This is a genomic window from Pseudomonas sichuanensis (assembly GCF_003231305.1).
Lineage (GTDB): Bacteria > Pseudomonadota > Gammaproteobacteria > Pseudomonadales > Pseudomonadaceae > Aquipseudomonas > Aquipseudomonas sichuanensis.
Genome location: NZ_QKVM01000022.1, coordinates 27,153 through 51,925, shown reverse-complemented (window position 1 = coordinate 51,925; position 24,773 = coordinate 27,153). Strand labels below are relative to the sequence as shown.

24 protein-coding genes are annotated in these 24,773 nt (G+C 60.7%); 17 read left to right on the top strand and 7 right to left on the bottom strand.

The features are described 5' to 3' along the window. The first annotated feature begins 52 nt into the window (after positions 1 to 52). A complete protein-coding gene (locus DM373_RS13625) occupies positions 53 to 940 on the top strand; it encodes a LysR family transcriptional regulator (protein ID WP_110994068.1) in 888 nt (295 codons plus the stop codon). On the opposite strand, the gene DM373_RS13620 is transcribed toward DM373_RS13625, so the two are convergent. From DM373_RS13620 to DM373_RS13610, 3 genes are read right to left on the bottom strand one after another with little or no spacing between them, the layout of a single operon-like run. Beyond that, positions 929 to 1,747 carry a sulfite exporter TauE/SafE family protein gene (locus tag DM373_RS13620; protein WP_110994067.1) on the bottom strand — a complete coding sequence of 273 codons (819 nt, stop codon included), beginning with the start codon at positions 1,745 to 1,747 and terminating at the stop codon, positions 929 to 931. The two genes, DM373_RS13625 and DM373_RS13620, sit on opposite strands and share 12 nt — an antisense overlap. Beyond that, positions 1,744 to 3,024, bottom strand: coding sequence for an NAD(P)/FAD-dependent oxidoreductase (locus tag DM373_RS13615; RefSeq protein WP_110994066.1), 1,281 nt, complete (start codon positions 3,022 to 3,024; stop codon positions 1,744 to 1,746). Before DM373_RS13615 ends, DM373_RS13620 begins: the two co-directional genes overlap by 4 nt. A gap of 40 nt (positions 3,025 to 3,064) precedes the next feature. Further along, positions 3,065 to 3,949 carry an MBL fold metallo-hydrolase gene (locus DM373_RS13610; protein ID WP_110994065.1) on the bottom strand — a complete coding sequence of 295 codons (885 nt, stop codon included), beginning with the start codon at positions 3,947 to 3,949 and terminating at the stop codon, positions 3,065 to 3,067. A gap of 245 nt (positions 3,950 to 4,194) precedes the next feature. On the opposite strand from DM373_RS13610, the gene DM373_RS13605 reads away from it, so the two are divergent. Then, on the top strand, positions 4,195 to 5,493 hold the full coding sequence (locus DM373_RS13605) for a sigma-54 interaction domain-containing protein (protein WP_110994064.1): 1,299 nt from the start codon (positions 4,195 to 4,197) through the stop codon (positions 5,491 to 5,493). Positions 5,494 to 5,598: 105 nt separating this feature from the next. Beyond that, positions 5,599 to 6,267 carry a hypothetical protein gene (locus DM373_RS13600; RefSeq protein ID WP_157966839.1) on the top strand — a complete coding sequence of 223 codons (669 nt, stop codon included), beginning with the start codon at positions 5,599 to 5,601 and terminating at the stop codon, positions 6,265 to 6,267. Positions 6,268 to 6,348: 81 nt separating this feature from the next. On the opposite strand, the gene gyrB is transcribed toward DM373_RS13600, so the two are convergent. Genes gyrB through dnaA form a run of 4 tightly spaced genes read right to left on the bottom strand, consistent with a single transcriptional unit; the run spans position 6,349 to position 12,569 of the window. After that, positions 6,349 to 8,769, bottom strand: a complete 2,421-nt coding sequence (gyrB, locus tag DM373_RS13595; RefSeq protein ID WP_110994062.1) for a DNA topoisomerase (ATP-hydrolyzing) subunit B — start codon at positions 8,767 to 8,769, stop codon at positions 6,349 to 6,351. Positions 8,770 to 8,773: 4 nt separating this feature from the next. After that, positions 8,774 to 9,877 (bottom strand): DNA replication/repair protein RecF, encoded by a 1,104-nt coding sequence (recF, locus tag DM373_RS13590; protein WP_110994061.1) that lies wholly within the window; start codon positions 9,875 to 9,877, stop codon positions 8,774 to 8,776. A gap of 15 nt (positions 9,878 to 9,892) precedes the next feature. After that, positions 9,893 to 10,996, bottom strand: a complete 1,104-nt coding sequence (gene dnaN, locus DM373_RS13585; protein ID WP_110994060.1) for a DNA polymerase III subunit beta — start codon at positions 10,994 to 10,996, stop codon at positions 9,893 to 9,895. 40 nt (positions 10,997 to 11,036) lie between these two features. After that, positions 11,037 to 12,569: a chromosomal replication initiator protein DnaA gene (dnaA, locus tag DM373_RS13580; protein WP_110994059.1), complete on the bottom strand. Its 1,533-nt coding sequence runs from the start codon at positions 12,567 to 12,569 to the stop codon at positions 11,037 to 11,039. Positions 12,570 to 13,154: 585 nt separating this feature from the next. On the opposite strand from dnaA, the gene rpmH reads away from it, so the two are divergent. From rpmH to DM373_RS13510, 14 genes are all read left to right on the top strand, one after another. Further along, positions 13,155 to 13,289 (top strand): 50S ribosomal protein L34, encoded by a 135-nt coding sequence (gene rpmH, locus DM373_RS13575; RefSeq protein ID WP_003253163.1) that lies wholly within the window; start codon positions 13,155 to 13,157, stop codon positions 13,287 to 13,289. A 13-nt stretch (positions 13,290 to 13,302) separates the two neighbouring features. Continuing rightward, entirely contained in the window at positions 13,303 to 13,707 is a 405-nt protein-coding gene (rnpA, locus tag DM373_RS13570) for a ribonuclease P protein component (RefSeq protein ID WP_110994058.1), read from the top strand. Continuing rightward, positions 13,700 to 13,945 (top strand): membrane protein insertion efficiency factor YidD, encoded by a 246-nt coding sequence (gene yidD, locus DM373_RS13565; RefSeq protein ID WP_101322785.1) that lies wholly within the window; start codon positions 13,700 to 13,702, stop codon positions 13,943 to 13,945. Before rnpA ends, yidD begins: the two co-directional genes overlap by 8 nt. Before the next feature lie 2 nt (positions 13,946 to 13,947). Then, entirely contained in the window at positions 13,948 to 15,630 is a 1,683-nt protein-coding gene (gene yidC / locus DM373_RS13560; RefSeq protein ID WP_110994057.1) for a membrane protein insertase YidC, read from the top strand. A gap of 90 nt (positions 15,631 to 15,720) precedes the next feature. Further along, entirely contained in the window at positions 15,721 to 17,091 is a 1,371-nt protein-coding gene (mnmE, locus tag DM373_RS13555; protein WP_110994056.1) for a tRNA uridine-5-carboxymethylaminomethyl(34) synthesis GTPase MnmE, read from the top strand. A gap of 515 nt (positions 17,092 to 17,606) precedes the next feature. Then, positions 17,607 to 19,499 (top strand): tRNA uridine-5-carboxymethylaminomethyl(34) synthesis enzyme MnmG, encoded by a 1,893-nt coding sequence (gene mnmG / locus DM373_RS13550; RefSeq protein WP_110994055.1) that lies wholly within the window; start codon positions 17,607 to 17,609, stop codon positions 19,497 to 19,499. Next, on the top strand, positions 19,496 to 20,146 hold the full coding sequence (gene rsmG / locus DM373_RS13545; RefSeq protein ID WP_110994054.1) for a 16S rRNA (guanine(527)-N(7))-methyltransferase RsmG: 651 nt from the start codon (positions 19,496 to 19,498) through the stop codon (positions 20,144 to 20,146). Before mnmG ends, rsmG begins: the two co-directional genes overlap by 4 nt. 18 nt (positions 20,147 to 20,164) lie before the next feature. Continuing rightward, positions 20,165 to 20,956: a ParA family protein gene (locus tag DM373_RS13540; protein WP_110994053.1), complete on the top strand. Its 792-nt coding sequence runs from the start codon at positions 20,165 to 20,167 to the stop codon at positions 20,954 to 20,956. Between the two features lie 9 nt (positions 20,957 to 20,965). Then, positions 20,966 to 21,838, top strand: a complete 873-nt coding sequence (locus tag DM373_RS13535; RefSeq protein WP_110994052.1) for a ParB/RepB/Spo0J family partition protein — start codon at positions 20,966 to 20,968, stop codon at positions 21,836 to 21,838. Between the two features lie 149 nt (positions 21,839 to 21,987). Beyond that, positions 21,988 to 22,395 (top strand): F0F1 ATP synthase subunit I, encoded by a 408-nt coding sequence (locus tag DM373_RS13530; RefSeq protein ID WP_110994051.1) that lies wholly within the window; start codon positions 21,988 to 21,990, stop codon positions 22,393 to 22,395. A 16-nt stretch (positions 22,396 to 22,411) separates the two neighbouring features. Further along, complete coding sequence (atpB, locus tag DM373_RS13525; protein ID WP_110994050.1) at positions 22,412 to 23,281, top strand: F0F1 ATP synthase subunit A; 870 nt, start codon at positions 22,412 to 22,414, stop codon at positions 23,279 to 23,281. A 144-nt stretch (positions 23,282 to 23,425) separates the two neighbouring features. Beyond that, positions 23,426 to 23,683 (top strand): F0F1 ATP synthase subunit C, encoded by a 258-nt coding sequence (gene atpE / locus DM373_RS13520; RefSeq protein ID WP_003097235.1) that lies wholly within the window; start codon positions 23,426 to 23,428, stop codon positions 23,681 to 23,683. Between the two features lie 58 nt (positions 23,684 to 23,741). Continuing rightward, complete coding sequence (locus DM373_RS13515; RefSeq protein ID WP_110994049.1) at positions 23,742 to 24,212, top strand: F0F1 ATP synthase subunit B; 471 nt, start codon at positions 23,742 to 23,744, stop codon at positions 24,210 to 24,212. A gap of 12 nt (positions 24,213 to 24,224) precedes the next feature. After that, positions 24,225 to 24,761 carry a F0F1 ATP synthase subunit delta gene (locus DM373_RS13510; RefSeq protein WP_110994048.1) on the top strand — a complete coding sequence of 179 codons (537 nt, stop codon included), beginning with the start codon at positions 24,225 to 24,227 and terminating at the stop codon, positions 24,759 to 24,761. Positions 24,762 to 24,773: the final 12 nt, after the last annotated feature.

The following is a 24,773-nucleotide window of genomic DNA, read 5'->3' as shown; positions in this document are numbered from 1 at the left end:
GAGCGGGCTTGCCCCGCGATAGGGCCTCAGAATGCATGTACAAGGATGCTCGATGTTCGACTGGAACGATCTGCGGTTTTTCCTCGAGTTGCAGCGCAGCGGCCGGCTGCTGACCGCCGCCAAGCGCCTCAACACCACCCACAGCACCGTGGCCCGGCATATCGAGAGCATCGAGAAAAGCCTGGGCACGGCGCTGTTCGTCCAGCACGCCCAAGGCTACGACCTCACCCCCTCTGGCCAGGCACTGCTCAAGCACGCCGAGGCCATGGAGAACGTCGCCCTGCTGGCGCAGGAGGAAATCACCCAGGCCATCACCCCCCTGGGCAAGATTCGCCTGGGGGTCACCGAAGGCATCGGCATCATGTTCTTCACCCCGCGGATGAACGCGTTGTTCGAGCGCTACCCGGGGCTGGAAGTGGAGCTGGTGGCGGTGCCGCGCTTCGTCAGCATCCTCAACCGCGAGGCCGAAATCAGCATCCACCTGGAGCGCCCCAACGCCGACCTGCTGATCACCCGCAAGCTCACCGACTACCGCCTGGCGCTGTACGCCAGCCAAGCCTACCTGGACCGCGCACCACCACTGCGCAACCGCGAAGACCTGGCCCGGCACAGCTGGATCGGTTATGTCGACGACCTGCTGTTCAGCCAGGAACTGCTGTTCCTCAACAGCTTCTGCCGCACACCCAATGTGGCATTTCGCAGCACCAGCGTGATCGCCCAGCAGCACGCCGCCCAAGCCGGGCTGGGCATTGCCGTGCTGCCCAACTACATGGCCCGCCACGACCCGAAGCTTGTGCGCGTGCTGCCCAGCGAAACCATCCAGCGCAGCTACTGGATCTGCACCCGCCGCGAACTGCACAAGTCGGTGCGCCTGCGGGTGGTGTGGGATTACCTGCTGGCGCTGTGCGCCGCCGAGCAGGATGAGCTGCTAGCCGAGTAGCGCCTTGCCGGCCAGCAACAGCGCGGCCGCCCAGCCTGCCACGGCGAACAGCTGCTGCAGGCGCGGGCCGGCGATGCGAGCGGCGAGCGGCCGCGCCAGCAGCAGGCCGATGACCGCACCGATGGCGAAGGGCAGCCCCACCTGCCAATGCATCACACCGGCCACGCTGGCGCTCACCACGCTACCGGTGGACACCAGGGCAATCACCGCCAGCGAAGTGGCGACGATGCTGGTCATGCGCAGGTTGGTGTAGCGGTTCAAGGCCGGGATGATCACGAAACCACCGCCCACGCCCAGCAGGCCGGACAGCAACCCCGACATCAGCCCAGTAAAGGCCAGGGCCCTGGCGCAGGGCAGGGTCCAGCGCAAGCGGCCCTGCAAGGGGTTGAGCACGCAGGGCTCGATGAAACGATGGGCGTCATTGGCCTCGCCGCGCAGTTGCCTGGCCGCCTTGCGCCAGATGCGCAGGCAGGCGTAAACCAGCACCCCGGCGAACACCAGGGCCAAGGGTGTGTTGGGCAATTGATGGGCGAGCATCAGGCCAAAGGGCGATGCGACGATGCCGATCAGGGCGATGAACAGGGCGGCGCGATAACGTACCAGTCCTTCGCGCAAACCGAGCAGGGCGCCCACCGCCGCCGCCAGGCCAACGGCGAGCAGGCCGATCGGCGCCGCCTCGACCATGCTCAGGCCCAAACCGAACACCAGCAGCGGCACCGCGAGGATGCCGCCACCGGCGCCGGTCAGTGCCAGCACCGCGCCAATGATTGCGCCGAGCCCGGCGCCCAGCAGCTGCTGTTCGATCACTGCTGCGCCTCGACCACCAGCGGCTGTGGCCGCGCCATCCATTCACGGCCCTTGAGCATGGCCTTCCAGTACAGCGGCGGCAGGATCTGCGCTTTCAACAGCCAGGCCAGGCGGGTCGGCTTGCGCCCGTCGAGCAACCAGCGCGGGAAGCTCGGCGCCACCTTGCCGCCATAGGTGAACTCGGCAAGAACGATCTTGCCGCGCTCCACCGTCAGCGGGCAGGAACCATAGCCGTCGTATTGCGCCAAGGTCGGCAGGCGACCAAGGGCCACCAGCACGTTGTTGGCCACCACCGGTGCCTGCTTGCGGGCAGCGGCGGCGGTCTTGGCGTTACTGGTGTTGGCCACGTCGCCCAAGGCGTGGATATTGCCGAACTGGCGGTGGCGCAGGGTGTGCGGGTCGACATCCACCCAGCCAGCGGCATCGGCCAGCGGGCTCTGACGGATGAAGTCCGGCGCCACTTGCGGCGGCACCACGTGCAGCATGTCGAAGGCTTCGACGCGGGTTTCGCTGCTGCCATCCGGCAGTGTGCGCACGAAGGTGGCGCGCTTGTTCGGGCCATCTACCGCCGTCAGGCGATGCTGATAGTTGAGGTCGACGCCGTACTTGTCGATGTAGCTCATCAAGGCCGGCACGTAGTCCGGCACACCGAACAGCACGGCGCCCGCGTTGAAGAAGCTGGCCCTGACATTGCCGAGCCGGCCATTGCGCAACCAGTGATCGCACGACAGGTACAGGGCCTTCTGCGGCGCACCCGCGCATTTGATCGGCATCGGCGGCTGGGTGAACAGGGCACGGCCTTGCTTGAGCGTCTGCACCAGCTCCCAGGTGTAGGGCGCCAGGTCGTAGCGGTAGTTGGACGTGACACCATTGCGCCCGAGTGTTTCGCTCAGGCCTTCGATGGCGCTCCAGTCGAGCTTGAGGCCCGGGCACACCACCAGCTGTTCGTAACTGACGGCTCGACCACCTTCGAGCATGACCAGTTGCCCATGGGGGTCGAAGCCTTCGACCCGCGCCTTGATCCAGCGCACCCCACGGGGCAGGGTGGCGGCCATGGTGTGGGCGGTGCTCGGTGCCTTGAACACACCGGCACCGACCATGGTCCAGCCAGGCTGGTAGTAGTGCACATCGGCGGGGTCGATCAGGCTGATATCCAGTGACGGGTCGCGGGCGATCAGGCTCGAGGCGGTGGCGATACCGGCGGCGCCGGCACCGACGATCACCACTTTGTGGTGGTCGGCAGGGGATGAATCGGCAGGGGACAGCAAGGCAGGCATGGCGGTGTTCCTTTGAATCTCGTTATGTAGGTGATGCGCTTTACAGTTTGTTCAGCGGGATCTTCAGGTAGCTCACGCCGTTTTCCTCGGGCTCGGGATACTGGCCGCTGCGCATATTGATCTGTACCGATGGCAGGATCAGCACGGGCATATCGAGGGTCTTGTCACGGGCTTCGCGCATCGCCACGAAGCTGTCCTGGCTGACGCCTTCATGAATGTGAATGTTGTCGGCTCGTTGCTCGGCCACCGTGGTGACGTAGCGCAGCTCACGGCCGCCCGGCAGGTAGTCGTGGCACATGAACAACTGCGTTTGGTCAGGGAAGGCCAGCAGCCGACGGATCGACTGGTATAGGGTTGTCGCGCTGGCGCCGGGGAAGTCGCAACGGGCAGTACCGTAGTCGGGCGTGAACAGGGTGTCGCCAACGAACACCGCGGTCTCGCCGGCGTCCTGGACCATATAGCTCATGCAGGCCGGCGTATGCCCGGGGGTATGCAGGGCGCGGGCATGCAGGTTGCCGATGCGAAAGCCTTCCTCATCGACGAACAGCACATCGAACTGGCTGCCGTCGCGGGCGAACCCGGGCTCGGCGTTGAACAGGGTGCCGAACACTTTCTGCACCTGGGTGATCAGCGCACCGATGCCGGTATGGCCGCCAAGTTTTTCCTTGAGATAGGCCGCCGCCGACAAGTGGTCGGCATGCACGTGGGTTTCCAGGATCCACTGAACCTTGGCGCCCAGCTCATTCACGCGGGCAATCAGTTGGTCCGCGGACGCCGTGCAGGTGCGCCCGGACTTTGGGTCGTAGTCGAGCACGCTGTCGATCAACGCGCACTGACGCGTCTCGCCGTCCATCACCAGGTAACTGATGGTCGAGGTGGTCTTGTCGAAGAATGCTTCAACATGAAGGTTGTTGCCGATGATCATTGCGCTCTCCAGTTATCCACCGTGCCTCCTTGAAGGCTTAGGCAGTGAACGGTGCTTTATCAAGATGCATGCCATGCCTTTCTGATGGGCGCGGGCCCCGTAACTGTGGCATTGCGTCAGGGTAGCCTGCCGGACAGCGCCGTACCGCACCGCCAAAGGTGACAGTTGCTGGCAGTCGACTGTCAGCCAATGGCAGTGATTGGCAGTCCTTGCTACGCTCGGCGGGTCTTTTATCTGGTGCTGTCATGCTTGCCGCTTCCCATCCCGCGATTCTCGCGCTGGTGTCCTACCTCGAACACGATGTGCTGCCCAGCATCATCCTGGACACCGACTACAACATCCTTGCCGCCAATGCTGCTTACCGCCGTCAGTTCGGCAGCGACGATCATGCGCCTGTGGGCGAGAAATGCCACCGGGTCTCGCACCACTACGCAGTGCCCTGCGACCAGGCCGGTGAACACTGCCCGCTGCGCAAATCGCTGGACAGCAAAGTCCCCGAGCGTGTGCTGCATATCCACCACACACCTCGCGGCCCGGAACATGTGGATGTGGAACTGCGGCCGATCCTCGACGAGCAGGGCAGGGTGGTGGCCTTCGTCGAGCGCCTGACCAGCGTCACCCTGGCGTCGGCACAACCGCAGGAGCAGGGCCTGGTGGGTCGCGCAGCGGCCTTCAAGGCGGCGGTCGCCAGCTTGCAACGGGCGGCGCCGGCGCAGATCCCGGTGTTGCTGCAAGGTGAGTCTGGCACGGGCAAGGAGCTGTTCGCCCGCGCTTTGCACCTGGGAAGCCCCAGGGCCAACGGGCCGTTGGTAGTGGTGGACTGTACGGGGTTGACCGAGTCTTTGTTCGAGAGCGAATTGTTCGGCTATGAGAAGGGCGCCTTCACAGGCGCTACTCAGCGCAAGATCGGCCTGGCTGAAGCAGCCCATGGCGGCACCCTGTTCCTTGATGAAATCGGTGAGGTGCCGCTGGCCATGCAGGTGAAACTGCTGCGGTTGATCGAGTCCGGCAGTTTCCGTCCGGTCGGCAGCACACGCACGGTTCATTCGGATTTCCGTTTGGTCTCGGCGACCCACAAGCCACTCAAGGAAATGGCTGCTGATGGCACGTTCCGGGAAGACCTGTATTACCGCATCAGCGGCTTCCCGATACGCTTACCGGCCTTGCGCGAGCGGGCTGAAGACTTGCCTCTGCTTTGTGAAAGCCTGTTGCAAAGGATGGCGGGCAAGCAGTCTCCCAAGGTGACCGATGAAGCGCTTGAACGACTCAGCCTGCATAGCTTCCCCGGGAATATTCGCGAGCTGCGAAATATCCTGGAGCGGGCTCGCCTGTTCGCCGATGACGGTCTGATCCGCCCCGAGCATCTTCCCGAGGGCCTCCATCCGGTGGTTGATCACAAGGCTTTGCGTGGTCGCGGGAAACATGAAATGCCGCAGTTGGCCCATGCGCTGGAAACCTTCAGAGGGTCTCGAAGCGAACTCGCAGCGCATCTGGGCATGAGCGAGCGTACGCTTTATCGGCGCCTCAAAGCCTTGGGACTTTGAAGCGTTCCACGTGGAACACTCCCTGAGCCGCTCTTGCGCTGACATTGTTTTGATATCATCGGCCGAAAATGATTGCCCACAATGCTCAGGATTATGGAGCGCATATTGAACAGGATTCTCGGCCTGACCTTGCTCTTAGCGGCGCTGCAAGGCTGCACCCACTACGACAAGACCAACATTCGAAACGATGTCGAAGCCGCCAAATACGACCCCGCTTCAACTGCGCGAATCCGCGTTTTTTCATCGCCTGAAGTCACAGGCAGCTATCAGGCCAATGCCAGCTGTGAGCAATATCGCCCCTTCTACACCAAGGAAGGCAGCCCGCTCACGGTCTCGTTCCGGGACCGCAGATCGACCAAGCAATACATACTGTGGCGAAACGTAGATCTGCTAGGGATGGTCGAAGAGGACTACATCAATCGAACGATCGACATTCCCGCTTCACAAACGACCGAAGCGCTTAAACATGATCGGCTGGGTTACAACGAGTATGTGATCCCGGCAGGCAAGCCTACTGTGATGGACTTGGGTTTCCATGCCGTTTACGAGCATGGGTCTTCCAGATGCTCTCCAAAACCAGTCGTTCTGGTGCCTGAGGCGGGTAAGGATTATGAGGTTCGGTTTGCCACAGAAGAGATCAATTGGCTGACTAACGGCTGCCGCATCACGGTCAGCGAGCTGAGCGGCACAGCCCCAATCAAGACAATGCAGCCGGTCAAAACCAGCATGTGTGTGTTGGGTGACGGCTACACATTCAAAACAGTGGACCCGTGATACCGCTGTCGTTACCGATCTAGAGGTAAAAAAAGCCAATACCGAGGTATTGGCTTTTTTTATCCACAGCAGGTGGGCTGATCAGAAGTCCAGGTTGGACACCGACAGCGCGTTGCTTTCAATGAACTCACGGCGCGGTTCGACCGCATCACCCATCAGGGTGTTGAACAGCTGGTCAGCGGCGATTGCATCTTCAATGGTGACCTTGAGCATGCGGCGCACGGTCGGGTCCATGGTGGTTTCCCACAGCTGGTCAGGGTTCATCTCACCCAGCCCTTTGTATCGCTGGATGGTGTGGCGCTTGGTGCTTTCGTTCATCAGCCAGTCGAGCGCTTCCTTGAACTCGGTGATCGACTTGCGACGCTCGCCACGCTTGACGTAGGCACCCTCACCCAACAGGGTACTGAGGTTTTCACCGAGGGTGACGACGCTGCGGTAGTCATTGCTGCCGAAGAAATCACGGTTGAAGGTCACGTAGCTGGCCAAGCCGTGGGAGGTGGTTTCCACCACGGGCAGCCAGATATTACGTTCCTTGTCTTCGTGCAAGGCAGCCTTGTACGCCAAACCGGAACGCTGGCTGCTGTCCAGGCGCAGCTGGAAGGCTTTCAGCCACTCGTCCATCTGTGCCTTGTCAGCCAGTTGCTCGAGGGTGACTTTTGGCAGGTAGATGAAGTGCTCGGTCAGCTCTTCCGGGTACAGGCGCGACAGGCGCTTGAGTGTCTTCATCACAGCGCGGAATTCGTTCACCAGCGATTCGAGCTGTACGCCCGAAACGGCAGGTGCCGACTCGTCCAGGTGCAGGCTGGCATCTTCCAGGGCCGACTGGGTCATGTACTCTTCCATGGCCTCGTCGTCCTTGATGTACTGCTCCTGCTTGCCTTTCTTCACCTTGTACAGCGGCGGCTGGGCGATATAGATGTAGCCACGCTCGACCAGTTCAGGCAACTGACGGAAGAAGAAGGTCAGCAGCAGGGTACGGATGTGCGAACCGTCGACGTCAGCATCGGTCATGATGATGATGTTGTGATAGCGCAGCTTGTCGATGTTGTACTCTTCACGGCCGATGCCACAGCCCAGGGCGGTGATCAAGGTACCGACTTCCTGCGACGAGATCATCTTGTCGAAGCGGGCTTTCTCGACGTTGAGGATCTTGCCCTTGAGCGGCAGGATCGCCTGGGTGCGACGGTTGCGGCCTTGCTTGGCCGAACCACCTGCGGAGTCACCCTCCACCAGGTACAGTTCGGAGAGGGCAGGGTCCTTCTCCTGGCAGTCGGCCAGTTTGCCCGGCAGGCCGGCGATGTCCAGCGCGCCTTTGCGGCGGGTCATCTCACGGGCCTTGCGCGCGGCTTCACGGGCACGGGCAGCGTCGATCATCTTGCCGACAACGGCTTTGGCTTCGTTGGGGTTTTCCAACAGGAAGTCAGCGAAGTACTTGTTCATCTCCTGTTCCACGGCGGTTTTCACCTCCGAGGAAACCAGCTTGTCCTTGGTCTGCGAGCTGAACTTGGGGTCCGGCACCTTGACCGAGATGATCGCGGTCAGGCCTTCGCGGGCGTCGTCACCGGTGGTGGCGACCTTGTTCTTCTTGGCCAGGCCTTCCTGCTCGATGTAGCTGTTGAGGCTACGGGTGAGCGAGGAGCGGAAGCCGACCAGGTGGGTACCACCATCGCGCTGCGGGATGTTGTTGGTGAAGCACAGCAGGTTTTCGTTGAAGCTGTCGTTCCACTGCAGGGCGACTTCGACACCAACACCATCGTCACGCTGGACGTTGAAGTGGAAGACTTGGGAGTTGACCGGGGTCTTGTTGGTGTTCAGGTACTCGACGAATGCGCGCAGGCCGCCTTCGTATTTGAAGAACTCTTCCTTGCCGCTGCGTTCGTCCTTGAGCAGGATGCCAACGCCTGAGTTCAGGAAGGACAGTTCGCGGATACGCTTGGCGAGGATGTCCCAGCTGAAGTGGATGTTCTTGAAGGTTTCAGCCGAAGGCTTGAAGTGGATGTGGGTACCGGTGGTTTCGCTTTCACCGACCACGGCCATCGGTGCCTGTGGCACACCATGAACGTAGGTCTGTTCCCAGATCTTGCCGCTGCGGCGAACGGTGAGCACCAGCTTTTCGGACAGCGCGTTCACCACGGAAACGCCTACACCGTGCAGACCGCCGGAGACCTTGTAGGAGTTGTCGTCGAACTTACCGCCGGCGTGCAGCACGGTCATGATGACTTCGGCTGCCGACACGCCCTCTTCTTTGTGCACATCGACCGGGATACCACGGCCGTTGTCGCGGACGCTGATGGATTCGTCGGTGTGAATGATGACGGTGATGTCATCGCAGTGCCCGGCCAGGGCCTCGTCGATGGAGTTGTCGACCACCTCGAACACCATGTGGTGCAGGCCGCTGCCGTCATCGGTGTCGCCAATGTACATACCGGGACGCTTGCGTACGGCATCCAGCCCTTTCAGCACTTTAATGCTGGAGGAATCGTACGTTTGATTTTCGCTCATGCCTTCACTCCCGATGGTCGTGGGTCTGGGTGATACGGCCCTGTTCCACGTGGAACAAAGCGACTGGCGTTTCCGTTTGCCAGCCTTCCCTCAGAAATTCGTGGTCTACACAGGTGATGAACACCTGGCAGTTCAATTCTTCAAGCAAGCGGCACAGGGCGCGGCGGTGCTGCTCGTCCAGTTCGGACGGCAAGTCATCCACCAGATAAATACACTGACCGCGACGAGCCTGGCTAACCAGATGGCCTTGGGCAATTCGCAAGGCGCAGACAACCAGCTTCTGCTGCCCGCGCGAAAGAATGTCGGCAGCGTTGTTTGCACCCAATCGCAGGCGCAGATCAGCACGCTGTGGCCCGGCCTGGGTATGGCCCATCTGCTGATCACGAAGAAGAGAGGTAGCGAGGACTTCGTTGAGTTCCCGGTCCTTGTCCCAGCCTCGGTAGTAGCTCAGGGTCAACCCTTCCAGCTCGACCAGTTCGCTCAGGGTTCGCTCGAAGACGGGCTTCAAGGCCTTGATATAGTTGCGACGGTATTCATCTATTTCCGCACTGGCGAGACACAACTCCCGATCCCAGGCGGCTTGCGAAACGGCGTCAAGTGTACCATGCCGCAGCCATGAGTTCCGCTGCCGCAGGGCCTTCTGCAGGCGTTGCCAGGTGGCCATGAAGCGTGGTTCCACGTGGAACACGCCCCAGTCGAGGAACTGCCGGCGTACCTTTGGAGCCCCTTCGAGCAACCTGAAACTGTCGGGGTTGATCAACTGCAAGGGCAGCATTTCGGCGAGCTGCGCAGCACTGCGTGCGTTCTGCCCGTCAATACGGATGGTGAAATCACCTTGGCGCTCACGAGAAACGCCCAGGTTACTCGTGCCACCTTCAGCCAGTTCTACCTGGCCAAACACCGTGCAGGTGGGCTGTTCGTATTGAATGACCGGGTTCAGCCGCGTGCTGCGGAACGAGCGCGCCAGCCCAAGCAAGTGCACGGCTTCGAGCACGCTGGTTTTGCCGCTGCCATTGTCGCCGTACAGGATGTTGATGCGGGGGGAGGGTGAGAGGGTCACCGGGTGCAGGTTGCGCACCGCGGTGACCGAAAGACGTAGAAGGGACATTTCGCCTGCTACGGGTTACAGACGCATCGGCATGACAACGTAGGACGAGTCATCATTGCCGGCTTCCTGTACCAGGGCGCTGCTGTTGGAGTCCGACAGAATCAGGCGCACCTGTTCAGTGGTCATGACACCCAGCACGTCCAGCAGGTAGCTGACGTTGAAACCGATCTCCAGGGAGCTGCCGTTGTAGTCGACGCTGATCTCTTCTTCCGCTTCTTCCTGCTCAGGGTTGTTGGCCTGGATCTTCAACTGGCCAGCCGCCAGTTGCAGGCGAATACCGCGGTACTTCTCGTTCGACAGGATCGCGGTACGGCTGAACGCTTCACGCAGAGCCTGACGGTCGCCGACCACCAGCTTGTCGCCGCCTTTTGGCAACACGCGCTCGTAGTCCGGGAACTTGCCGTCGACCAGCTTGGAGGTGAAGGTGAACTCACCGGTGGTCGCGCGAATATGGTGCTGGCCAAGGACGATGCTGACCATGCCTTCCGGGTCGGTGAGCAGGCGCGCCAGCTCAAGGATACCTTTGCGCGGCACGATGACCTGGTGACGCTCGGCCTGGCCGATCGGCGCCTGCATGGCGCACAGGGCCAGGCGGTGGCCATCGGTGGCTACCGCGCGCAGGGTGTCGGTGGACACTTCCAGCAGCATGCCGTTGAGGTAGTAGCGCACATCTTGCTGGGCCATGGCGAAGCTGGTGCGCTCGATGAGGCGGCGCAGCTTGCTCTGTTCCAGATTGCAGGTCAGCGAACCCGGGCCTTCTTCCACGGTCGGGAAGTCATTGGCGGGCAGGGTCGACAGGGTGAAGCGGCTGCGGCCGGCCTTGACCAGCAGCTTCTGCTCGTCGACCTTGATGTCGATCAGCACATCGCTGGGCAGGCTCTTGCAGATGTCCATCAGCTTGCGCGCCGGGACAGTGATCTCGCCCGGCTCGGCAGGCTCTTCCAGCTGAACGCGGCCAACCAGTTCGACTTCCAGGTCGGTACCGGTCAACGACAGTTGCTGGCCTTGTACGACCAGCAGGACGTTGGACAGGACCGGCAAGGTCTGGCGGCGCTCGACGACGCCTGCGACCAGTTGCAGGGGTTTCAACAGGGCTTCGCGTTGAATGGTGAAATGCATGGTCTAGTCCCTTGCCTTCAATTAGCTACGCAGACGGTCATCAAGTCGTCAGTGTGCGCAGCAGGTTCTTGTAGTCCTCGCGGATGTCCGCGTCGGATTCCTTCAATTCGTTGATCTTGCGGCAGGCGTGCAGCACGGTGGTATGGTCGCGGCCGCCAAACATGTCGCCGATTTCCGGCAAGCTGTGGTTGGTCAGCTCCTTCGACAGGGCCATGGCCACCTGGCGCGGACGCGCTACAGAGCGCGAACGGCGCTTGGACAGCAGATCGGAGATTTTGATCTTGTAGTACTCGGCCACGGTGCGCTGGATGTTATCCACACTCACCAGTTTGTCCTGCAGCGCCAGCAGATCCTTGAGCGATTCACGAATCAGCTCGATGGTGATATCGCGGCCCATGAAGTGCGAGTGAGCGATCACCCGCTTCAGGGCACCTTCGAGTTCACGCACGTTGGAACGGATGCGTTGGGCGATGAAGAACGCGGCATCGTGTGGCAGCTCGACCTTGGCCTGGTCGGCCTTCTTCATCAGGATCGCCACGCGGGTTTCCAGCTCCGGCGGCTCGACAGCCACCGTCAGGCCCCAACCAAAGCGCGACTTCAGGCGCTCTTCCAGGCCTTCGATCTCTTTCGGGTAGCGGTCGCTGGTGAGAATCACCTGCTGACCGCCCTCGAGCAGGGCGTTGAAGGTGTGGAAAAACTCTTCCTGCGAACGCTCCTTGCGGGCGAAGAACTGGATGTCGTCGATCAGCAGCGCATCGACCGAGCGGTAGAAGCGTTTGAATTCGTTGATCGCGTTCAGCTGCAGGGCCTTGACCATGTCGGCGACGAAGCGCTCGGAATGCAGGTAGACGACCTTGGCATTCGGGTTCTTCTTCAGCAGGTGGTTACCCACAGCATGCATCAAGTGCGTTTTACCCAGGCCGACACCGCCATAGAGGAACAGCGGGTTGTAGCCGTGCTTGGGGTTGTCCGCGACCTGCCAGGCAGCCGCGCGGGCCAACTGGTTCGACTTACCCTCTACGAAGGTTTCGAAGGTGAAGGTGCGGTTCAGGTAGCTGGTGTGCTTGAGCGCGCCTTCGACCTGCACCGTACGTTGCTCGGTACGGCCCGTAGCAGCGGGCGTGGAGCTGGGCTCAGCCATGCTGTCGAAGCTGTTGCGCGAAGCGGACTCTTCGATGCCGCTGGTAACCGGCTCGGCCACCGGCGCCATGGCCGGCTCGCTCGGCAGCACGATCGGTGCGGCAGGCTGAACCTGAGCCTGCTGCGCCAAGGTTGCGGCGACGGCGGCGCTCACCGGCGCATTCGGGGCAGCGCGCGCAGCAGAACTACGACGGCTACCTATTAATAAGGAAAGCGCCGGCGCAATGCCGTTGCCGTGTTCGCCCAACAGCTCGAGCAGACGACCCAGGTACTTTTCATTGACCCAATCGAGCACGAAGCGGTTGGGCGCGTAGACGCGCAACTCGTCGCCTTCGGCTTCGACCTGTAGCGGACGGATCCAGGTGTTGAATTGCTGGGCAGGCAGTTCATCGCGCAGAAGCTCCACGCACTGCTGCCAAAGTTCCACTGACACGGATATCCCCTGAGTTGAAAGCCGGATGAGGCAAAACAAACCGCCATTGTACCGGGCGGGCGGTCAGTTATCCACATATGAGGCCGCATGCAGGCCCGGTAAATAAGCCAAAATCCGACCAAATCATCACCTTGAGATGTGAATAAGCCCTGTGGATAACGCTACATGAGGGCTATGCACAACCCCGGGCCCTAGCCTGTGGATAATTCGCCTGTGGATAAATGGCCTTTTGCTGCACAGGTTGTACGCAGGCCCGGCACAGAGAAGACACCTGTTACCGACAAGGTTTCAAATCTCTGTACAGCCTGCAAATAGTGGGCTGTGACGTGTTATCCACAGAAGGTTATCCACTTAAGATCTATAAGTTCTTCAGAAAAGCTTTTTATATGCCTTTCTTATTTTTTTCATTCTGAGCGTTGGTATGCAGCCCGTCTTTCAACCAGGCCTGAGCGCTGACCACTGGGCACCCTTCATTAAGGAATGACTGGTTGGAAATTGACCTATGGGCTTGCTTTCTCTAGAATCGCCGATCTCTTAAAAAGGGGGCCCTTCCGGCCCGTTGTCGACCAACCCAGGTAACACGCCATGAAACGTACTTTCCAACCAAGCACCATCAAGCGCGCACGCACCCACGGTTTCCGTGCCCGTATGGCCACCAAGAACGGCCGCGCCGTTCTGTCGCGTCGTCGTGCCAAAGGCCGTAAGCGTCTGGCCATTTGATTTTTCGGCACAGGTGGTGAGTCAGGACTTCAGTCGGGAAAAGCGACTGCTTACACCCCGGCACTTCAAAGCGGTCTTCGACTCCCCAACCGGCAAGGTTCCAGGGAAAAACCTGCTTATCCTTGCCCGCGAGAACGGCCTCGATCACCCACGCCTCGGCCTGGTGATCGGCAAAAAGAGCGTCAAGCTCGCCGTTCAACGCAATCGCCTGAAACGCCTGATGCGCGATTCGTTCCGCCTGAACCAGCAGCTGTTGGCGGGTTTGGATATCGTGATCGTCGCGCGCAAGGGGTTGGGCGAAGTGGAAAACCCAGAATTGCACCAACACTTTGGCAAGCTCTGGAAGCGACTGGCTCGCAGTCGGCCCTCTCCAGCGGTCAACGCCAATCCCGCAGGGGTAGACAGTCACAATGCGTAAACTGGCCCTCGTTCCGATCCAGTTCTACCGTTACGCCATCAGCCCCCTGATGGCCAGTCACTGTCGTTTCTATCCCAGCTGTTCCTGTTACGCATACGAAGCCATCGAAAACCATGGCCTCTTGCGTGGTGGGTGGCTGGCCGTTCGTCGCCTGGGGCGTTGTAATCCGTGGAACGACGGCGGTTTCGATCCCGTTCCACCAGCTCCTTCCTCCCGAACTTCTTCGATAGCCGAGTAATCATGGATATTAAACGCACGATCCTGATCGTCGCCCTGGCAATCGTGTCCTACGTCATGGTCCTGAAATGGAACCAGGACTACGGCCAGGCTGCCCTGCCGACTCAGAATACTGCTGCCAGCACTGCTGCCCCGGCCCTGCCGGATACCGTCCCGGCCGGAACCGCCGGCGCCAGCGCCGATGTGCCGAGCGCCAATGCTGAATCCAGCCCTGCGGAACTTGCTCCGGTTGCACTGAGCAAGGACCTGATCCGGGTCAAGACCGACGTCCTGGACCTGGCTATCGACCCGGTCGGTGGTGACATCGTCCAGCTGACCCTGCCGAAATACCCACGCCGCCAGGACCATCCGGACATCCCGTTCCAGCTGTTCGACAACGGTGGCGAGCGTGTCTACCTGGCGCAAAGCGGCCTGACCGGCGCCAACGGCCCGGATGCCCGTTCCACGGGTCGCCCGCTGTATGCCGCGGAGCAGAAGAGCTTCCAGCTGGCCGATGGCCAGGATCAACTGGTAGTCGACCTGAAGTTCAGCGAGAACGGCGTCAACTACATCAAGCGCTTCAGCCTCAAGCGCGGTGAGTACGACCTGACCGTCAGCTACCTGATCGACAACCAGAGCGGCCAGGCGTGGAACGGCAACCTGTTTGCCCAGCTCAAGCGCGATGCCAGCGGCGACCCGTCGTCGAGCACTGCCACCGGCACCGCTACCTACCTGGGCGCCGCCCTGTGGACAGCTGCCGAGCCGTACAAGAAAGTGTCGATGAAAGACATCGACAAGGGCAGTTTGAAAGAAAATGTGACCGGCGGCTGGGTAGCCTGGCTGCAGCACTACTTCGTGACCGCCTGGATTCCGGCCAAGGGCGATAACAACGCCGTCCAGACTCGCAAGGACAGCCAGGGCAACTACATCATCGGTTACACCGGCCCGGCACTCAGCGTTCCTGCTGGCGGCAAGGTCGAAACCAGCGCCATGCTGTACGCCGGTCCGAAGATCCAGTCCAAGCTCAAAGAGTTGTCCCCAGGCCTGGAACTGACCGTCGACTACGGCTTCCTGTGGTTCATTGCCCAGCCGATTTTCTGGCTGCTGCAACATATCCACAGCCTGCTGGGTAACTGGGGCTGGTCGATCATTGTCCTGACCATGCTCATCAAGGGCCTGTTCTTCCCACTGTCGGCTGCCAGCTATCGCTCGATGGCGCGCATGCGTGCCGTGGCGCCAAAGCTTGCCGCACTGAAGGAACGCTTCGGTGACGATCGCCAGAAGATGTCCCAGGCGATGATGGAGCTGTACAAGAAAGAGAAGATCAACCCGCTGGGCGGCTGCCTGCCGATCCTGGTGCAGATGCCGGTGTTCCTGGCCCTGTACTGGGTACTGCTGGAAAGCGTCGAGATGCGCCAGGCCCCATGGCTGCTGTGGATCACCGACCTGTCGATCAAGGATCCGTTCTTCATCCTGCCGATCATCATGGGCGCGACCATGTTCATCCAGCAGCGCCTGAACCCGACGCCGCCGGATCCGATGCAGGCCAAGGTGATGAAAATGATGCCGATCATCTTCACCTTCTTCTTCCTGTGGTTCCCAGCTGGCCTGGTGCTGTACTGGGTTGTGAACAACTGCCTGTCGATCAGCCAGCAGTGGTACATCACTCGCCGTATCGAGGCCGCGACCAAAAACGCAGCCGCTTGACAGGCCGCTACGCTAGCCTGTGAATAAAAACGCCCCCTCGTGGGGCGTTTTTGCTATCTGTCTTTCGAATTCGCTGTAGAGGCTTCGAGCATGAATACTGTGCGTGAAACCATCGCCGCCATCGCCACTGCCCAGGGCCGTGGCGGTGTCGGCATCGTCCGCTTGTCCGGCCCACTGGCCAGCCAGGCCGGGCAGGCTATCACCGGCCGCAGCCTGACCCCGCGCCACGCCCACTACGGCCCGTTCCGCGATGCCGATGGCCTGGTGCTGGACGAGGGCATCGCGTTGTTCTTCCCCGGGCCGAATTCGTTCACCGGCGAGGATGTGCTGGAGCTGCAGGGCCATGGCGGCCCCGTGGTGATGGACATGCTGCTGCAGCGCTGCCTGCAACTGGGCTGCCGCCTGGCGCGGCCGGGCGAGTTCAGCGAGCGTGCGTTCCTCAACGACAAGCTCGACCTGGCCCAGGCCGAGGCCATTGCCGACCTGATCGAGGCGAGCTCTACCCAGGCCGCGCGCAATGCCTTGCGCTCGCTGCAGGGGGCGTTCTCCAAGCGTGTGCATGGGCTGACCGAGGCGTTGATTGCCTTGCGTATCTATGTCGAAGCCGCCATCGACTTCCCGGAAGAGGAAATCGACTTTCTCGCCGATGGCCATGTGTTGCGCATGCTCGATGATGTGCGCACCGAGTTGTCCACAGTGCAGCGCGAAGCCGGGCAGGGCGCCTTGCTGCGCGATGGCATGACCGTGGTCATCGCTGGCCGGCCGAACGCCGGCAAGTCCAGCCTGCTCAACCAATTGGCGGGCCGTGAAGCGGCGATCGTCACCGATATCGCCGGCACCACCCGGGACATCCTGCGTGAACATATCCACATCGACGGCATGCCGCTGCACGTGGTCGACACCGCAGGCCTGCGCGATACCGATGACCATGTGGAAAAGATCGGGGTGCAGAGGGCGTTGAAGGCCATCAACGAGGCCGATCGGGTGCTGTTGGTGGTCGACTCCACGGCGCCTGAAGCCAGTGATCCTTTTGCCCTGTGGCCAGAATTCCTCGATCAGCGCCCGGATCCGTCCAAGGTCACGCTGATCCGCAACAAGGCCGACCTCAGTGGCGAGCAGGTTGGCCTGGAGCTGAGTGACGACGGGCATGCAACCATCACCCTCAGTGCCAATGACAGCGACATGGGCCTGGACTTGCTGCGTGATCATCTCAAGGCCTGCATGGGCTACGAACAGACCGCGGAAAGCAGCTTCAGCGCGCGCCGTCGCCACCTCGAAGCACTGCGCCAGGCCAGCAGCCATCTTGAACACGGCCGTGCCCAGCTGACCCTTGCCGGCGCTGGTGAGTTGCTGGCTGAAGACCTGCGTCAGGCTCAGCAAGCCCTGGGTGAGATCACCGGGGCATTCAGCTCGGACGATCTGCTGGGGCGAATCTTCTCCAGCTTCTGCATCGGCAAGTAATCCCTTCCTGGCTCCCCCGGCAAGCGCTGCCTGGCGCTTGTTGCGGGGGACCGTAGTAACCCCCTCCTGATTCCTCGCTATACGACCGTTCGTCGCCTGAAATATTCATCAACAGGCAGGCGAACGCTCGCCTGTGCTCTGTGGAAAACTCGCCTTCAGCTCCGTTGATAACCACGCTTTTTTGTTGAGGAAAATGCGGCCTGTGGGTAACAGCTACTTTCATCCACAGGTTAAACAACCTTGTCCAGACCCCACAGGGCTACTTAGGCCCAGGGTTATGAATTGCTGTACAGCGCGTATCTAAAGGCCTACAGGCAGTTATCAACAGCTAGGCATGGCCCTAAACATAAACATAAAAACAAAGCTTTTATAAATTTTTCTTCTTTGATTTCTATTGCCTGCCACTCATCCACAGCCTGGTCAAAATTTGCTCAGACGGTTTCTTTGAAGGGGGGTAAGTCCCTATACTTGTCCGCTTACCTTCTCTATTCGTAAAAACAGGCACGAGGTGCGTGGTGGATTTCCCTTCCCGTTTTGAAGTGATCGTCATCGGCGGCGGCCATGCCGGTACCGAGGCTGCGCTTGCGTCTGCACGCATGGGTGTGAAAACCCTGCTGTTGACCCATAACGTGGAAACCCTCGGTCACATGAGCTGCAACCCGGCCATCGGTGGCATCGGTAAAAGCCATCTGGTCAAAGAGATCGACGCGCTCGGCGGCGCCATGGCGCTGGCCACCGACAAGAGCGGCATCCAGTTCCGCATCCTGAACAACCGCAAGGGCCCGGCCGTACGTGCCACCCGAGCACAGGCCGACCGCGCCATCTACAAGGCGGTGGTGCGCGAAATTCTGGAAAACCAGCCGAACCTGTGGATATTCCAGCAGTCCTGCGATGACCTGATCGTCGAGCAGGACCAGGTGAAGGGCGTGGTCACGCAGATGGGCCTGCGTTTCTTCGCCGAGAGCGTGGTACTGACCACCGGCACTTTCCTCGGTGGACTTATCCACATCGGCCTGCAGAATCACTCCGGCGGGCGCGCCGGCGACCCGCCTTCGATTGCCCTGGCCCATCGCATGCGGGAACTGCCGCTGCGCGTCGGCCGCCTGAAAACCGGCACACCGCCGCGCATCGATGGCCGCTCCGTGGATTTCTCGGTAATGACCGAGCAGCCCGGCGACACGCCGATCCCGGTGATGTCGTTCATGGGCAATGCGCAGATGCACCCGCGCCAGGTGAGCTGCTGGATTACCCACACCAATGCCCGCACCCACGAGATCATCGCCTCGAACCTCGACCGTTCGCCGATGTACTCGGGTGTGATCGAAGGCATCGGCCCGCGCTATTGCCCGTCGATCGAAGACAAGATCCACCGCTTCGCCGACAAGGAAAGCCACCAGGTGTTCATCGAGCCGGAAGGCCTGACCACCCATGAGCTGTACCCCAACGGCATCTCGACTTCGCTGCCGTTCGACGTGCAGCTGGAGCTGGTGCGCTCGATCCGCGGCATGGAAAACGCCCACATCGTTCGCCCGGGCTACGCCATCGAGTACGACTACTTCGACCCACGCGACCTCAAGTACAGCCTCGAGACCAAGGTCATCGGCGGCCTGTTCTTCGCGGGCCAGATCAACGGCACCACCGGTTACGAAGAGGCCGGCGCCCAGGGCCTGCTGGCCGGGACCAACGCCGCGCTGCGCGCGCAGGGCCGCGAAAGCTGGTGCCCGCGCCGTGACGAGGCCTACATCGGTGTGCTGGTCGACGACCTGATCACCCTGGGTACGCAAGAGCCCTACCGCATGTTCACTTCGCGCGCCGAATACCGGCTGATCCTGCGCGAAGACAACGCCGACCTGCGCCTGACCGAAAAAGGCCGCGAGCTGGGTTTGATCGACGACGAGCGCTGGGCCGCCTTCAGCGCCAAGCGCGAAGGCATCGAGCGTGAAGAGCAGCGCCTGAAAAGCACCTGGGTACGCCCGGGTACGCCACAAGGCCAGGCCATTGTGGATAAGTTCGCGACCCCACTGAACCACGAGTACAGCCTGCTCAACCTGCTGGCTCGCCCGGAAGTCGACTACGCTGGCCTGATCGAAGCCACCGGCGGCGAAGTGATCGATCCACAGGTCGCCGAGCAGGTCGAGATCAAGACCAAGTACGCCGGCTACATCGACCGTCAGCAGGACGAGATCGCCCGGCTGCGAGCCAGCGAAGACACCCGCCTGCCTGTGGATATCGACTACACCTCGATTTCCGGCCTGTCCAAGGAGATCCAGGGCAAGCTCGGCGAAACCCGTCCAGAGACCCTTGGCCAGGCTTCACGTATCCCGGGTGTCACGCCTGCGGCGATTTCCCTGTTGCTGATTCACTTGAAAAAACGCGGCGCAGGCCGCGAATTGGAGCAAAGCGCTTGAGTTCCCTGGTCACCCCGCAACACGCCGAAGAGTTGTCCACAGGTGCGCGTCAGCTCGGCGTCGAGCTGAGCGCGCAGCAGCACGAACTGCTGCTGGGCTACCTGGCCCTGTTGATCAAATGGAACAAGGCCTACAACCTCACCGCTGTGCGTAACCCGGACGAGATGGTGTCGCGCCACCTGCTCGACAGCCTCAGCGTCATGCCGTTTATCCACAATGACACCCAGCGTTGGCTGGATGTCGGCAGCGGTGGCGGCATGCCCGGCATCCCGTTGGCTATCCTGCATCCGCACAAGCAAGTGACGGTGCTCGACAGCAATGGCAAGAAGACCCGCTTCCTGACCCAGGTGAAAATGGAGCTGAAGCTGGACAACCTCACGGTTATCCACAGCCGGGTCGAAGAGGTTCAGCCCGAGCAGCCGTTCTGCGGGATCGTCTCGCGCGCTTTCAGCAGCATGGAAAATTTCACCAACTGGACCCGCCACCTGGGTGACGCCCGCACGCAATGGCTTGCAATGAAAGGGCTGCATCCTGCCGATGAACTGGTAGCATTGCCCGCAGACTTCACAGTGGAAAGCGAGCAGGCCCTGACCGTTCCAGGTTGCCAGGGCCAGCGCCATCTGCTGATACTGCGCCGCAAGGCATGACTGGGAACACACGCAACAATGGCTAAGGTATTCGCAATCGCGAACCAGAAAGGTGGTGTGGGCAAAACCACCACCTGTATCAATCTCGCCGCATCGCTGGCCGCGACCAAGCGCCGTGTGCTGCTGATCGACCTCGATCCGCAGGGCAACGCCACCATGGGCAGCGGTGTGGATAAACACGAGCTCGAACACTCGGTGTACGACCTGCTGATCGGGGAGTGCGACCTGACCCAGGCCATGCACTACTCCGAGCACGGTGGTTACCAGCTGCTGCCGGCCAACCGCGACCTTACCGCCGCCGAGGTGGTACTGCTGGAAATGCAGATGAAGGAAAGCCGCCTGCGCAACGCCCTGGCGCCGATCCGCGAGAGCTACGACTACATCCTCATCGACTGCCCGCCGTCGCTGTCGATGCTGACCCTCAACGCCCTGGTCGCCTCCGATGGCGTGATCATCCCCATGCAGTGCGAGTACTACGCACTGGAAGGTCTCAGCGACCTTGTGGATAACATCAAGCGCATCGCCGCACGGTTGAACCCGGCGCTGAAGATCGAAGGCCTGTTGCGGACCATGTACGACCCGCGCCTGAGCCTGAACAACGATGTTTCGGCGCAGCTCAAGGAACACTTCGGCGACCAGCTTTACGACACGGTGATCCCTCGCAACATCCGCCTGGCCGAGGCGCCGAGCTTCGGCATGCCGGCTTTGGCCTACGACAAGCAATCCCGTGGCGCGCTCGCCTATCTTGCGCTTGCCGGGGAACTGGTTCGCCGTCAGCGCCGTCCATCACGCACTGCACAAACAACTTAAGGAATCCGCATGGCCATCAAGAAACGAGGTCTCGGACGTGGGTTGGATGCACTGCTCAGTGGTCCTTCCGTCAGCGCGCTCGAAGAGCAGGCTGTCAAGATCGACCAGAAAGAACTGCAACATCTGCCGGTCGAGCTGATCCAGCGCGGCAAGTATCAGCCTCGCCGTGACATGGATCCCGAGGCGCTGGAAGAACTGGCGCACTCGATCCGCAACCACGGCGTCATGCAACCGATCGTGGTCCGCCCGATCGGCGACAACCGTTACGAGATCATCGCCGGTGAGCGCCGCTGGCGCGCCACGCAACAGGCCGGCCTGGACAGCATCCCGGCCATGGTCCGCGAGGTGCCCGACGAAGCCGCCATCGCCATGGCGCTGATCGAGAACATCCAGCGTGAAGACCTCAACCCGCTCGAGGAGGCGATTGCCCTGCAACGCCTGCAGCACGAGTTCGAACTCACCCAGCAGCAGGTGGCCGATGCCGTGGGCAAGTCGCGGGTGACCGTGGCCAACTTGCTGCGCCTGATCTCGCTGCCCGAGGCAATCAAGACCATGCTCGCCCATGGCGACCTGGAGATGGGCCATGCCCGTGCCTTGCTCGGCCTGGACGAAGAACGTCAGGAAGAAGGGGCGCGTCATGTTGTCGCACGTGGCCTTACCGTGCGCCAAACCGAGGCACTGGTGCGCCAGTGGCTCAACGGCAAACCTGATCCGGTCGAACCGAGCAAACCTGATCCGGATATCGCCCGCCTCGAACAGCGTCTGGCAGAGCGCCTGGGCTCGGCGGTGCAAATCCGCCATGGCAACAAGGGCAAAGGCCAGTTGGTCATCCGTTACAACTCGCTTGACGAGTTGCAAGGTGTGCTTGCTCACATCCGCTGAAACAATTCCCGTTGTAGCGTGCAGTCGGAAATCACTACCCAATAGTTGAATAGGGGTTAATCCGCCCCTATACTCTGCGCGCATTTTGTCGGCACAAATTATGCCAAGTCATTGCTGACCAGGTAGTCGACTTCCGAGGAGCAGTTGTGATGGAAATCCGCACGCCAAACCGCCTGCCTTTCCATCGCTGGGCGGTTTTTCCGGTACTGCTGGCTCAATTTGTTGTACTGCTGCTGGCAACATTGGTGTTGTGGCAGTGGAAAGGGGGAGTCAGTGGATATTCAGGCCTCTGCGGGGGACTGATTGCCTGGCTTCCCAATATGTATTTCGCCTGGAAGGCTTTTCGCTTCAGCGGAGCCCGAGCGGCGCAGGCCATCGTCAAGTCGTTTTACGCTGGCGAGGCAGGCAAGATGATTTTGACGGCAGTGCTGTTCGCACTGACCTTCGCAGGAGTGAAGCCACTGGCGCCGCTGGCAGTATTCGGCGTCTTCGTGCTGACCCTTATGGTCAGCTGGTTCGCGCCCCTGCTGATGAATAAAAGACTTTCGAGACCTTAGGGCGTTTGAGGCAACCATGGCAGAAGAAACCGCTTCGGGTTATATCCAGCACCACTTGCAGAACCTGACCTACGGTCAACTACCAGACGGCAGCTGGGGCTTGGCCCATTCGGCTGCAGAAGCCAAGGCAATGGGCTTCTGGGCGTTCCACCTGGACACCCTGGGCTGGTCCGTTGCGATGGGTCTGATCTTCCTGATCATCTTCCGCATGGCAGCCAAGAAGGCGACTTCCGGCCAGCCTGGCGCCCTGCAGAACTTCGTTGAAGTGCTGGTGGACTTCGTCCACGGCAGCGTGAAGGACTCCTTCCACGGCCGCAGCGCGGTGATCGCCCCGCTGGCGCTGACCATCTTCGTCTGGGTGTTCATGATGAACGCCATCGACCTGGTACCGGTCGACTGGATTCCGAAGGCTGCTGCCTTGATCTCCGGTGATCCGCACATCGTCTTCCGCGCAGTGCCGACAACCGACCCGAACGCGACCCTGGGCATGGCCTTCAGCGTGTTCGCGCTGATCATCTTCTACAGCATCAAGATCAAGGGCATCGGCGGCTTCATCGGCGAACTGACCCTGCACCCGTTCAGCAGCAAGAGCATCCCCGTTCAGATCCTGCTGATCCCGGTGAACTTCCTGCTTGAATTCGTCACCCTGATCGCCAAGCCGATCTCGCTGGCACTGCGTCTGTTCGGCAACATGTATGCCGGCGAACTGGTGTTCATCCTGATCGCGGTGATGTTCGGTTCCGGCCTGCTGTGGCTGGCCGGCCTGGGCGTGGTGCTGCAATGGGCGTGGGCGGTGTTCCACATCCTGATCATCACCCTGCAAGCCTTCATCTTCATGATGCTGACCATCGTCTACCTGTCGATGGCGCACGAAGATAACCATTAAGACCGCCTGGCGTGTCTGATAGCCTTCCCCGCAGGCATTGGGGGAGGGCTTAAAAAGTCCGCAAGGGCATGCTGTACCAAACGATTTGTTTTACCGCTTCAAACTAAAAACCTAACCAATACGACGTAAAAGTCGGGAGGAAAGATGGAAACTGTAGTTGGTCTGACCGCTATCGCTGTTGCTCTGCTGATCGGCCTGGGTGCTCTGGGTACCGCCATTGGTTTCGGCCTGCTGGGCGGCAAATTCCTGGAAGGCGCTGCTCGCCAGCCAGAAATGGTTCCAATGCTGCAGGTCAAAATGTTCATCGTTGCCGGTCTGCTCGACGCCGTAACCATGATCGGTGTTGGTATCGCTCTGTTCTTCACCTTCGCAAACCCCTTCGTTGGTCAGATCGCCGGCTAATCACTCGTTTTTTACGAGTTGATTGCTGTGATGAACAAAGACCGAGCGAGGTGTTGGCGTGAACATTAATGCAACCCTGATTGGCCAATCCGTTGCTTTCCTGATTTTTGTACTCTTCTGCATGAAGTATGTATGGCCTCCGGTCATCACTGCTCTGCAAGAGCGTCAAAAGAAGATTGCCGACGGCTTGGACGCTGCCAACCGCGCAGCTCGCGACCTGGAGCTGGCCCAAGAGAAAGCGGGTCAGCAACTGCGTGAAGCGAAGGCACAGGCAGCTGAAATCATTGAGCAAAGCAAGAAACGCGCTGCTCAGCTTGTCGAGGAAGCCCGTGAACAGGCTCGCGTCGAAGCTGACCGTGTGAAGGCCCAGGCTCTAGCCGAGATCGAACAGGAAATTAACAGCGTCAAAGACGCCCTGCGTGCCCAAGTGGGTGCCCTGGCTGTTGGCGGTGCTGAAAAGATCCTTGGCGCCACAATCGATCAAAACGCGCATGCGGAGCTGGTTAACAAACTGGCCGCTGAAATTTAAGCGAGGGCGATCATGGCAGAACTGACCACGTTGGCCCGACCTTACGCTAAGGCTGCCTTCGAGCACGCCCAGGCCCATCAGCAACTGGCCAATTGGTCAGCCATGCTCGGCCTGGCTGCTGCGGTGTCGCAAGACGACACCATGCAGCGCCTGCTCAAGGCCCCGCAACTGACTAGCGCAAACAAGGCCGCCGCATTCATCGAAGTATGCGGTGACAAGTTCGACACTCAGGCACAGAATTTCATTCATGTTGCCGCGGAAAACGACCGTCTCCTGCTGTTGCCGGAGATTGCCGCTCTGTTCGACCTGTACAAGGCCGAGCAAGAGAAATCCGTGGACGTGGAAGTCACCAGTGCTTTTGCGTTGAACCAAGAACAGCAAGACAAACTCGCCAAGGTTCTCAGTGCACGGCTCAGCCGGGAAGTGCGCCTGCACGCGACGGAGGATGCCAGCCTGATCGGCGGCGTCGTTATCCGCGCCGGCGACCTGGTAATCGATGGCTCGGTTCGCGGCAAAATCGCGAAACTGGCCGAAGCATTGAAATCTTGAGTTTGAAGGGGC